Source organism: uncultured Sulfitobacter sp. (assembly GCF_947497275.1).
Taxonomy (GTDB): domain Bacteria; phylum Pseudomonadota; class Alphaproteobacteria; order Rhodobacterales; family Rhodobacteraceae; genus Sulfitobacter.
This window is the reverse complement of record NZ_CANMFS010000006.1, coordinates 233,587-244,563: the sequence shown is the minus strand read 5'-3', so window position 1 is coordinate 244,563 and position 10,977 is coordinate 233,587. Positions and strand designations below refer to the sequence as shown.

At 64.4% G+C, this 10,977-nt stretch carries 11 protein-coding genes; 4 read left to right on the top strand and 7 right to left on the bottom strand.

Going from position 1 to position 10,977, the window contains the following annotated elements:
- Nucleotides 1-17 precede the first annotated feature (17 nt).
- Together Q1A06_RS14280 and Q1A06_RS14275 are read left to right on the top strand one after the other, a co-directional pair.
- Nucleotides 18-776 (top strand): 4Fe-4S dicluster domain-containing protein, encoded by a 759-nt coding sequence (locus Q1A06_RS14280; protein ID WP_299564893.1) that lies wholly within the window; start codon nt 18-20, stop codon nt 774-776.
- Nucleotides 776-1,648, top strand: coding sequence for a DmsC/YnfH family molybdoenzyme membrane anchor subunit (locus tag Q1A06_RS14275; protein WP_299564890.1), 873 nt, complete (start codon nt 776-778; stop codon nt 1,646-1,648). Before Q1A06_RS14280 ends, Q1A06_RS14275 begins: the two co-directional genes overlap by 1 nt.
- Nucleotides 1,649-1,703: 55 nt before the next feature.
- Here the strand turns inward: Q1A06_RS14275 and Q1A06_RS14270 are convergent, their stop codons facing one another.
- Both Q1A06_RS14270 and dapA read right to left on the bottom strand, forming a co-directional pair.
- Nucleotides 1,704-2,867: a M20 aminoacylase family protein gene (locus Q1A06_RS14270; protein WP_299564887.1), complete on the bottom strand. Its 1,164-nt coding sequence runs from the start codon at nt 2,865-2,867 to the stop codon at nt 1,704-1,706.
- 91 nt (nt 2,868-2,958) lie between these two features.
- Complete coding sequence (dapA, locus tag Q1A06_RS14265) at nt 2,959-3,831, bottom strand: 4-hydroxy-tetrahydrodipicolinate synthase (RefSeq protein ID WP_299564884.1); 873 nt, start codon at nt 3,829-3,831, stop codon at nt 2,959-2,961.
- Nucleotides 3,832-3,993: 162 nt separating this feature from the next.
- Between dapA and Q1A06_RS14260 the strand changes: the two genes are divergently transcribed.
- A complete protein-coding gene (locus Q1A06_RS14260) occupies nt 3,994-5,961 on the top strand; it encodes a transglycosylase SLT domain-containing protein (RefSeq protein WP_299564881.1) in 1,968 nt (655 codons plus the stop codon).
- Here the strand turns inward: Q1A06_RS14260 and Q1A06_RS14255 are convergent.
- Together Q1A06_RS14255 and mnmD are read right to left on the bottom strand one after the other, a co-directional pair.
- A complete protein-coding gene (locus Q1A06_RS14255; protein WP_299564879.1) occupies nt 5,926-6,795 on the bottom strand; it encodes a DMT family transporter in 870 nt (289 codons plus the stop codon). The two genes, Q1A06_RS14260 and Q1A06_RS14255, sit on opposite strands and share 36 nt — an antisense overlap.
- On the bottom strand, nt 6,792-7,454 hold the full coding sequence (gene mnmD / locus Q1A06_RS14250) for a tRNA (5-methylaminomethyl-2-thiouridine)(34)-methyltransferase MnmD (protein WP_299565017.1): 663 nt from the start codon (nt 7,452-7,454) through the stop codon (nt 6,792-6,794). The genes Q1A06_RS14255 and mnmD overlap by 4 nt, the downstream gene beginning before the upstream one ends.
- Nucleotides 7,455-7,515: 61 nt before the next feature.
- Here mnmD and Q1A06_RS14245 point away from each other — a divergent pair, with 61 nt between their 5' ends.
- A complete protein-coding gene (locus Q1A06_RS14245) occupies nt 7,516-8,547 on the top strand; it encodes an FAD-binding oxidoreductase (protein WP_299564876.1) in 1,032 nt (343 codons plus the stop codon).
- Here the strand turns inward: Q1A06_RS14245 and Q1A06_RS14240 are convergent.
- From Q1A06_RS14240 to Q1A06_RS14230, 3 genes are all read right to left on the bottom strand, one after another.
- Nucleotides 8,544-9,086, bottom strand: coding sequence for an NAD(P)H-dependent oxidoreductase (locus tag Q1A06_RS14240; RefSeq protein ID WP_299564873.1), 543 nt, complete (start codon nt 9,084-9,086; stop codon nt 8,544-8,546). The two genes, Q1A06_RS14245 and Q1A06_RS14240, sit on opposite strands and share 4 nt — an antisense overlap.
- A 168-nt stretch (nt 9,087-9,254) precedes the next feature.
- Nucleotides 9,255-9,929 (bottom strand): OmpA family protein, encoded by a 675-nt coding sequence (locus tag Q1A06_RS14235; RefSeq protein WP_299564870.1) that lies wholly within the window; start codon nt 9,927-9,929, stop codon nt 9,255-9,257.
- Nucleotides 9,930-10,064: 135 nt separating this feature from the next.
- Nucleotides 10,065-10,931 carry a bifunctional helix-turn-helix domain-containing protein/methylated-DNA--[protein]-cysteine S-methyltransferase gene (locus Q1A06_RS14230; protein WP_299564867.1) on the bottom strand — a complete coding sequence of 289 codons (867 nt, stop codon included), beginning with the start codon at nt 10,929-10,931 and terminating at the stop codon, nt 10,065-10,067.
- Nucleotides 10,932-10,977: the final 46 nt, after the last annotated feature.

Here is a 10,977-nt window from a genome sequence, read left to right as displayed (position 1 = left end):
CGCAAAAGGGCACAGACATGACCCAACTTCCCCCACACACGTCAAAAAAACTCGGACTCGTGATCGATCTCGACACCTGCGTCGGCTGCCACGCCTGCGTCATCTCCTGCAAAGGCTGGAACACCGAAAACTACGGCGCGCCGCTGTCGGACCAGGACCCCTACGGCGCAGATCCCTCCGGCACCTTTCTCAACCGTGTCCACAGCTACGAGGTCCAGCCCGAACAGGGCGCGGCACAGCTCGTCCACTTCCCCAAATCCTGCCTGCATTGCGAGGATGCCCCCTGCGTCACGGTCTGCCCCACGGGCGCCAGCTACAAGCGCGTCGAGGACGGCATCGTGCTCGTAAACGAGAGCGATTGCATCGGCTGCGGCCTGTGCGCCTGGGCCTGCCCCTACGGCGCGCGCGAGATGGACGCGGCGGAAGGCGTGATGAAAAAATGCACGCTTTGCGTCGATCGCATCTACAACGAAAACCTCCCCGAGATCGACCGGACACCGTCCTGCGTACGCACCTGTCCCGCAGGTGCGCGTCATTTCGGTGATCTGAGCGATCCTGCGTCCGCGGTCAGCCAGCTTGTGGTCGCGCGCGGCGGCGTCGACCTGATGCCCGAACAGGGCACCAGGCCGGTAAACAAATATCTGCCCCCACGGCCCCGCGACACCCTCGCCCGCGACGAAAACCAGATCGACGTGCTCGCGCCGTTCCTCGCCCCCGTCGCGACAGAGCCCGCCGGCTTCCTCGGCTGGCTCGACAAAGCTCTGGAGAAGCTTTGATGCATCCCGCGCCGTCCATCATCGTTTTCTCCACGTTCTCCGGCCTGGGCTTCGGCCTGTTGATCTTTCTCGGCCTCGGGATGCCCGCTAACACCGGTCTCAATGCTTTTGCATTTTTCACTATCGCCTATCTCCTCGCCGTCGGCGGGCTGGTCTCCTCCGCGTTCCACCTCGGTCGCCCCGACCGCGCGCTGAAGGCGTTCACCCAGTGGCAGACAAGCTGGCTCAGCCGCGAGGCATGGTGCGCCGTGGCCGCGCTGATCCTGATGGCAATCTACGGTGCAGGACTTGTCTTCTTCGACCAGCGATGGACTGCACTGGGCCTTCTCGGCGCTCTGGCGTCGCTCGGCACCGTCTTCATCACCTCGATGATCTACGCCCAGCTTCGGACGGTGCCGCGCTGGCACAGCGTCTATACCCCCGCAAATTTCCTGTCGCTGTGCCTCGCGGGCGGCGCGCTTCTGGCCGGACAGGTGATCTGGGCTCTGGCACTGCTTGCACTCGCCGGCGGAATCCAGATCGCCACATGGCTGCGCGGCGACAACGCGCTGGCAGACAGCGGCACCGACATGGCCAGCGCGACGCAGCTAGGCACCATCGGCACCGTCCGCGCCTTCGAGCCGCCGCACACCGGCACCAACTACCTGCTGCGCGAATTCGTCTATGTCATCGGACGCAAGCACGCGCAGAAACTGCGCATCATCGCCATCGTCCTCATGACGGTGCTGCCCATGATCTTTCTGCTGCTGCCGTTCAACCACTGGCTGGCACTGCTGGCTGTGCTGTCCCACGTCGCGGGCGTGCTCACCGCGCGCTGGCTTTTCTTTGCGCAGGCCGAACATGTGGTCGGCCTTTACTACGGCAAAAGGTAAGTCCGCGCAGCGACGCGGAAACGACGCTGCGCCAGAGCCCTCCGGCTTCCTCCCGCTACAGCGGCAGTCGTTTCTCGACCACCCGCGCCATGATCGACGCCCCGATCGGCAGGATATCGGGGTCGAGCGTGAAGGCCGGGTTGTGCAGCGGCACCTTGCCCGCATGTCCCACCACGCAATACGCGCCCGGCACCGCCTTGAGCATATCCGCGAAATCCTCTGATCCGGTCGCGGGTTCATCCTTGTCATATATGTTGTTCGCCCCCACGATATCCGCCGCCGCCTCGAGATAGGCGTCTGACAGCGCATCGTCGTTGATCAGCACGTCGAACACGTTGCGCAGATCCAGTGTGATCGTGACGTCATGCGCAATTGCAAAACCGTCGCAAATCGCGCGCATTCGCCTGCTCGCCAGTTCGCATATCTCATCTTTGAAATAGCGCACCGTGCCCGCCAGCGTCGCCACCTCAGGCACCACATTATAGGCAGCGCCCGCATGCATCTGGGTCACCGACAGCACACATGAATCCAGCGCCGGCACATTACGGCTGAGGATGGTCTGCAGCTCGGTCGCAAGGCTCGCGGCGATGATCAGCGCATCCTTGCCATCCGACGGGCGTGCCGCATGGCTGCCCGCGCCCGTCACCGTGATGTCGAAAAACGCGGCCCCCGCCATCGCAACCCCCTTGCAGATGCCGACCTTGCCGGGCTGTCCGTTCGGCGCATTGTGCATCCCGTAGATCTCGTCGCAGGGGAACTTCTCGAACAATCCGTCCTCCAGCATCTGCCGCGCACCGCCAAGGCCCTCTTCGGCGGGCTGGAACACGATCACGGCAGTCCCGTCGAAATCGCGCGTCGCCGCCAGATATTTGGCCGCGCCAAGCAGCATCGTCGTGTGTCCATCATGCCCACAGGCATGCATCACTCCATCGGTCTTCGACGCATAGTCCAGCCCGGTAATCTCGTGGATCGGCAGCGCATCCATATCCGCGCGCAGACCGACCCGGCGGTTGCCGCGCTTCTTGCCGTGGATCAACGCCACGACACCGGTCTTGCCAAGGCCCGTGTGGATCTCGTCCACCCCGTATTCGCGCAGCTTCTGCGCGACGATGGCGCTGGTACGCGCTTCGGTAAATCCGATTTCGGGATTCGCGTGCAGGTCGCGGAAAATCTCGGTCAGTTCTTGCGTGCTCTGGGCGATGACGGGCAGAATGTTCATGGAAACGGGCTCCGGATGCAGGGATGCTGAGGCCCGCACCCTACGACCGATCCAAACGCTTGTGTAGGGCGGGAAATCCCGCCCCGCACAATCAGATCAATCCGGCGTGGCGCATCCCTGCGTCGATCAGCGCCTTCGTGCCGTCGCTCAGCCCCGTCAGCGGCAACCGCACCTCTTCAGAGCACAGATCGAGCCTGGACATGGCGTATTTTACCCCCACCAGCCCCGGTTCGGCGAAAATCGCCTTGTGCAACGGCATCAGCAGATCCTGAATGTTCAGCGCGTGGGCATAATCGCCCGCCGCACAGGCGGCCTGCATCTCTGCCAGCAGCTTCGGCGCGACATTCGCAGTGACCGAGATACACCCGACACCGCCCTGCGCGTTGAACCCGTGTGCGGTCGCATCCTCGCCTGACAACTGGATGAAATCGCGCCCGCAGTGCAGACGCTGATCGCACACCCGTGCCAGATCGCCGGTGGCGTCCTTGACGCCGACGATCCGCTCCTGTTTGGCCAAAGTCGCCATCGTTTCGGGCGTCATGTCCACAACAGACCGGCCCGGAATGTTGTAGATGATGATCGGCAGCGAACAGCAATCGTGGACTGCCGTGAAATGCGCGATCAGCCCGCGCTGTGTCGGCTTGTTGTAGTAGGGCGTCACCACCAAAATAGCGTTCGCACCGACCTTTTCGGCGTATTGGGCAAGCCGAATGCTCTCCAGCGTATTGTTCGATCCCGCACCCGCAATCACCGGCACCCTGCCTGCGGCGGCCTTGACCACCTCTTCGACCACGCGCTCGTGCTCTTCGTGGGTCAACGTCGGCGACTCGCCCGTGGTGCCCACGGGAACCAGCCCGCTGGTGCCTTCGCCGATATGCCACTCGACCAGCTTTTTCAGCGTTTCGATATCCAGCTCGCCGTTCCGAAACGGCGTGACGAGGGCAGGCATGGAACCTGTAAACATGTGCACGCTCCTTTTTGCGCTGGAGGCCGAAAAGCCTTCCGGTGATTTGGCGGGAAGTCCCGCAAAGAACATTCGCCGACGCACAGACACTTGAATTGAACAGTGCGGTGAATGGGCTATTGTGGATAGGCTCTACCGCTAGCGAGATAGGAAATGCAAGACATGACGCGCCATCTGACCGCCCTGTTGCTGCTGTGTGCCATGGCACTGCCCGCTTTGGCTGAGCAGCGGCCTCGCCCCCTGGGCTGGGCGATAGATGCGATGCGCGGCGGTGATTTCGATGCAGCTGAACGCATCGCCCGGCGCGACGGTGCCGTGGCGCAGGATGTCATCGTCTGGCACCGGCTGCGCGCGGCGCAAGGCACCTACGCACAGGTGGTGGATTTTCTGCGGCGCCGCCCCGACTGGCCCGGCGATGATTATCTGCGCCGCCGCTCCGAACCCGTGGTGATCGAGCAGGACGACGACGCCATCCTTGCATTCTTTGCGCAGGTCGAGGCGCAGACGCCGATGGGTGTACTGGCACACGCCGAAGCGTTGGAGCGTAAGGATATGACCGGCCCGGCACAGGCGAATCTGGTGCTGGCATGGCGCACGATGCCGATGAACACGCTCTCTCAGGCCGCGTTCCTGAAAGATCACGCAGAGCTGCTCAAACCGCACCACGCGGCGCGGCTGGATGCGATGGTCTGGCAGCGCGAATACGATACCGCACGGCAGATGTACGATCTGGTCGATGCGGGTTTGCGCGCGCAGGCCGATTCGCGCATCGCGTTCTACAGGATGACGGACAATGCCGTCAGCGCCTTCGAGGCGCTGCCGCAGGCTGTGCGCGACTCGGGCGCTCTCAACCACGCACGTTTCGAATGGCGCGTCCGCAAGGGCCGCATCGCAGATGCCAAGAACCTGTTGCTGGACGCATCAAAAAGCGTCGAGACACTCGGCAATCCTGCTGCATGGGGCAACCGCCGCCGCGCCCTCGCTCGAGGCGAGATGCGCTCGGGCGATCCGCAGCGCGCCTATCTGATGGCATCGCGGCACGGCCTGACCGAAGGGTCCGATTTCGCCGATCTGGAATGGCTGTCCGGCTATATCGCATTGCGCTTCCTGCGCGATCCGGTGCAGGCGCTGGTGCATTTCCGCAACCATGACGATGCTGTGGAGTCCCCGATCAGCCAGGGCCGCGCCGGCTATTGGCAGGGCCGCGCGCTTGAGGCGGCGGGCGATCCGGCAGGCGCGCAGGAAGCCTACAAACAGGGTGCGCAATTCCAGACGTCGTTCTACGGTTTGCTCGCCGCTGAACGCGCGGGCATCCCCTTTCCCGAGGCGCTGTCCGGCAAGCCACCCGCGCAGGACTGGCGGACAAGCCCCCTGGCCAAGGCGCCACTGTTCGAGGCCGGATTGCTGTTGCAGGCATCGGGCGACAAGAACCTTGCCGAACGCTTCTGGACCCATCTCGCTGAACAGCTGCTGCCCGATGATCTCGCCCTGCTGGGGCAGGCCGCGATTGATGTGGACCAACCCCATATCGCCGTGATGATCGGCAAACGCGCGGCCCAGCGCGGTCTGGAGATCGCTGCGCCCTATTATGCGCTGCATCCGGCAGGTGAGGCGGATCTGCCAATGGCACCCGAAATGACCCTCGCAATCGCGCGCCGTGAAAGCGAGTTCGATCCGGTCGTGCAATCCAGCGTCGGCGCGCGTGGCCTGATGCAGCTCATGCCTGCGACCGCGCTCGAAGTGGCACAGGGCCTCGGAATCGCGCCCCAGCACACAACGGACCGGCTCACCGCCGATCCCGTTTACAACGCGCGGCTGGGGTCGCAGTACCTCTCGGAACTCGCACGACGCTTCGACGGAAACGTCGTGATGATGTCCGCAGGCTACAACGCGGGGCCAAGCCGCCCGATCCGCTGGATGGCCGACTACGGCGACCCGCGCGAGGGCGACATCGACATCGTCGATTGGATCGAGATGATCCCGTTCCGCGAGACCCAGAACTACGTCATGCGCGTCACTGAAAGCCTGCCGATCTATCGCGCGCGGCGGGGCAAGCCCGCGCTGCCGGTGACGTTCACCGAAGAGCTGATCGGCTCAACCCTGCTGCCGTTCGCGCCAAAAGGTGAATAGCCCCGCCGCAACGATGATCGCGGCACCGATGGCGACATTGGTGCTGATTGTCTCGCCGAACACCGTGATGCCGATGGTCGCCGCGAACACCAGTTGCAGATAGGCAAAGGGCTGCACCGCACTGGCCTCGGCCACCTCGTAACAGCGGATCAGCAGCCAGTGACCGCTCACGCCGGTCAGGCACAAACACCCCATCCAGATCCAGTCGCCTCCCGTCATCGGAACCCAGAACCAAACGCCGAGTGCGGTCATCGCGACCGATCCGGTCACGCCGGTCCAGAAGAAACTGGTTGCGGTGGTGTCGCGCCGCGCGACGTACCGCGTCAACAAACCGTAGACCGCGAACATCGCGGCGGCGAACAGCGGTATGACCGCCCGCACGTCGAACACCGATGCGCCCGGTTGCAGGATGATCAACACCCCGACAAACCCGACGCCGATCGCCGCCCAGCGTCTCCAGCCCACATGCTCGCCCAGAACCGGCCCGGACAGGGCGGCAACCAGAAGCGGATAGCAGGTAAAGACCGCATGGCTCTCCACCAGCCCCAGTATCGTGAACGACGCGACCATCACACAGATTTCCAGCGACAGCAGCAGGCCGCGCAGGATCTGGACCAGCGGTTGCGAGGTGCGCGCGGCAGCTCGCAACCCGCCCGCCCCGCGCCGGGCGATCGCAATCACGAAGGCCGCAAAGAACCAATACCGGATCATCACGATCATCATCACATTGTATTCCGCCGCCAGATGCCGCGAAATGCCGTCCTGCACCGAGAAGACGAAAGTGGTGGCGATCATCAGCGTGATGCCAAGCGGGATGTTGTTGCTCTGCGTCACGGCAGAACGGCACGCGTCATGTGCCGCTTGCGCCCAAATCCCGGTCCCCGCGTCACGGTGAACCCCGCCGCCTCCAGCCCCCGCCGCACGAAACCGGCGGCGGTATAGGTCGCCGCAGAGCCCCCCGGGACGGTGTGGCGCGCGACCTCCGCCATCAACTCCGGGCTCCATAACTCGGGATTCTTCGCGGGCGAGAACCCGTCAAGAAACCACGCATCGGCACGCCCTTCCCACGCAGGCAACGCCACACGCGCATCCCCCGCAATGACGGTCAGGGCGAAGTCATCCCCCTCAAGTACGGTCGGAAACGCCTCTTCGCCTGCCAAAACGCCAACGGGCAACCCATCGAAAGCGGCAAGCGCCGCGCGCAGATCCACCATCGCCAGCGGATAGGCCTCGAAGCTGGTGAACATCAGCTTTCCGGCGCATCCCGCCGCTCGAAACGCCTCCAGCGCCACGAGAAAGTTCAACCCGGTGCCAAATCCAAGCTCGGCAATGTGAAACCCACCGCGAAAGCGTACCGGCAGATCGTTGCCCGCCAAAAAAACGTGCCGCGTCTCCGCGACCCCGTTATCCAGGCTGAAATACGGATCGTCGAAACGTGTCGACACCGGAACACCGCCCGCGCGCCATTCAATCTCTGCCGTCTGGTCCTGCACGCCGATGCCCTGTAACAGTCTCATCTGGCGCGACACTGCGCGCAAACGGGGCCGGGGTGCAATGACCGATATCACAATCAGAGGCGCAGGCGTTTTCGGGCTGTCGATCGCCTGGGCTTGCGTGCAGCGCGGCGCGCGGGTGCGCATCGTCGATCCGCACGGGCCGGGCGCGGGCAGCAGCGGCGGCATCGTCGGCGCGCTCGCCCCGCATGTGCCGGAAAACTGGAACCCCAAAAAAGCGTTCCAGCTCGACAGTCTGCTGATGGCCGAAGATTTCTGGCGCACCGTCGCCACTGTCGGCGGCGTTGATCCCGGCTATGCCCGGACCGGACGCCTGCAACCCGTGGCCGACGACCCGGCACTTGCACTCGCCCGGCGGCGCGCGGGAACGGCGAAGGACCTGTGGGCAGACCACGCCCGATGGGAAATCGTCACAGCACAGGACACCGCATGGGCTCCCGTCTCGCCGTCCGGCTGGCTCATCCGCGACACGCTCAGCGCCCACATGCACCCGCGCCGCGCCTGCGCGGCCCTCGTGGCTGCCCTTGCGGCGCATAACGTCTGGGTGGAGCCAGAAGCACCGCAAGACATGCCCACGCTTTGGGCTACCGGTGTCACCGGCCTGCATGATCTGAGCGCAGGTCGTCCGCGCCCCGCCGGAACAGGCGTAAAGGGACAAGCGGCGCTGCTGGAACATGACGCCCGCGGTCAGCCACAGGTATTCGCGGGCGGCGTCCACATCATTCCGCATCTCGATGGCACCACCGCCATCGGCTCCACCTCCGAGCGTGATTTTACTGCCCCCCACACGACCGACGCCGGACTTGATGCGGTGATCGACGCCGCCCGCGCCGCTGTGCCTGCGTTGCGCGACGCAAAGATCATCCATCGCTGGGCCGGGATGCGCCCGCGCGCCCGATCCCGCGCGCCGATGCTCGGTGCTTGGCCCGGCAGACCGGGTCATTTCATCGCCAACGGCGGGTTCAAGATCGGGTTCGGAATGGCCCCGAAAGTGGCAGAGGTCATGGCCAATCTTGCGCTCGACGGGCACGACACCATCCCCGACGGTTTTCGGGTCGAGGACAGTTTCTAGCGCGCGATGTCCTTGCGCAGAAGATCCATCAACTGCCCCAACTCCCTGACGTAGATTTCACCTTTCAGGCGTTCGTTCTCGTCAAATTCCTCGTGGCACGCGGCGACGTGAATCTGCGGACCGGTCAGCAATCTCGGCCGGAATGCCGTCAGAAACCCACGCAATACCACTTGCGCCCGTTCGCCGCCCGCGCGCCCGGCAGCGGCGGACATCACAACAACGGGCTTGTCGTTCCACGGATTGCCCTCCACCCGGCTGATCCAGTCCAGCGCATTTTTCAGAACGCCCGACGGGCCACTGTTGTATTCGGTGGTGGAGATCAATACCGCATCGGCCTGCGCAAGCTTCCGTTCCGCCGCCTTGACAACCGCCGGTATGCCCGTCGCGTCCTCGACGTCCCCGTTATAAAGCGGAAAGTCGATGTCGAGCTGGTGATACTCCGCATCACCGAACAGCCGTGCGGCCTCGGCAAGCAGCATGGTGTTGTGGCTCGTCCGGCGCAGCGATCCTGAAATTCCGACAAGTTTCGGCGTGGCCATGGGCGCGTTCCTCACATCATTTGCGTTGCCCCACACCTGTGGCACCCGAGCCCGTTCTCAAGGCCGGGAACCGAACATGTCATGTGCGCAAACGCAGGGACCGGGCGGGCATGAAAAAGGCCCCGGCGCGGGCACGCACCGGGGCCTTTCAAACGATGCCGGTCTCGATCAGCTCGCGTTCGGCAGGATCACGATTTCCACACGGCGGTTCTGTTGCTTGCCCTGCGGTGTCAGGTTGCTCGCGACAGGCTGGCTTTCGCCACGTCCGATGCTCTGGATCCGGTTCGCCGGCACACCGTTGGACATCAAGACGCCAGCCACCGCGCGCGCGCGGCTTTCGGACAGTTGCTGGTTATACGCAGCGTCGCCGTCGCTGTCGGTATGACCGATCACCTGCAGCGTCGAATTCTGGTACACCTGCACGTTCTGGGCCAAAGCCTGCAAATCGCCTTGGATGTTCGCTGTGACCTGCGCGCTGTCGGTCGCAAAAGTGATCGCATCGGGAAGCGTCACGACCAGCCGGTCGCCGGTGTTGGTGATGACCACACGACTGTCCAGCGCGCGGCGCAATTCGGCCTCCTGCCGGTCCAGCGAATATCCGACGCCCGCGCCCAGCGCGCCGCCGATGATCGCGCCTTGCAGCGCGCCCTGATCGCGGTTGCCATCGCCACGCGACAGCGCACCGACCAACGCACCGGCGCCCGCACCGATGAGGGCGCCGTTCTTGGTTTTCTGGTTCGGATCGTCTGGCTGCGCAAGGATGGAGCCGTTGGGATTGGTGCACGCCCCGAGAGCGACAATGCCCGCCAACGCGGCGGCCAAAGGGAGTTTAGCGAAAGTCATAGTGTTACTGCCTTACTGTTGCGGCTCCGTTCGGGCGAAGCATCTTTGCGATGAACGCAGTATACGGTGTGTAGGGTCGGTGCGAAACGCCTGTTCGGCAAAAATCGGCAATATCCCGCCTATCCCGGCGCAGGATCACCGGCAATCGGCCCGCGCGCTCTCAAAGGCCAGCATCGCCCGCTTGACCGGCAGCCCCCAGCGATACCCGCCCAGCGCGCCTCCGGCCCGCAGAACCCGGTGGCAGGGGATCAGATACCCGATCGGATTGCGCCCCACGGCGGTGCCGACGGCGCGCACCGCACGCGGATTGCCAATGGCCTGCGCGATTTCGCCATAGGTCGTCACATGCCCCTCGGGCAGCCGCAACAATGCTTCCCACACCTTGATCTGGAACGGTGCGCCCACCATGGTAAGCGGTGCCGCCGCATCCCGTCGCCCCTGGCCGAAAGCCGTCTCGACCCATCCACGCAACCGGTCCGTTTGCTCGGTATAGGTAGCGTCGGGCCAGCGGCCGCGCAAATCGTCCATTGCCGCCGTCTCTCCCATCTCCGCCGCAAAGGCCAGTCCGCACAATCCCCTGTCCGTCCCCATCGCCAAGGCCTGTCCGAACGGTGTGTCGAACCACCCCCATCCAATCTCAAGCCCCGCGCCCTGTTTAGCGAAATCGCCCGGGCTCATCGCCTCCCAACGGACGAACAAGTCGTGCAGACGCCCCGTCCCCGACAGGCCTACGGCATGGCTTGCCTCCAGTGTGGTGAACCGTGCCCGCAGCAGCGCCTTGGCGTGATCCAGCGTCAGATACTGTTGGTACCGCTTGGGCGATACTCCGACCCACGCCGAAAACAGCCGCTGGAAATGCGCTGCACTCATCCCCATCTGCGCCGCCAGCGCGTCGAGCGTTTGCGGCGCGTCAGCCGCGTCGATCAGGGCGATCGCGCGGCGCATCACGCCGTAGTGGTACTGCGTGTCGGTGGTGTCGGACAGGGGGGCTTGCGTATTCATGGCGCCACACTACGCGGCACCCGCCCCCGCCGCGACCCGATTCCTG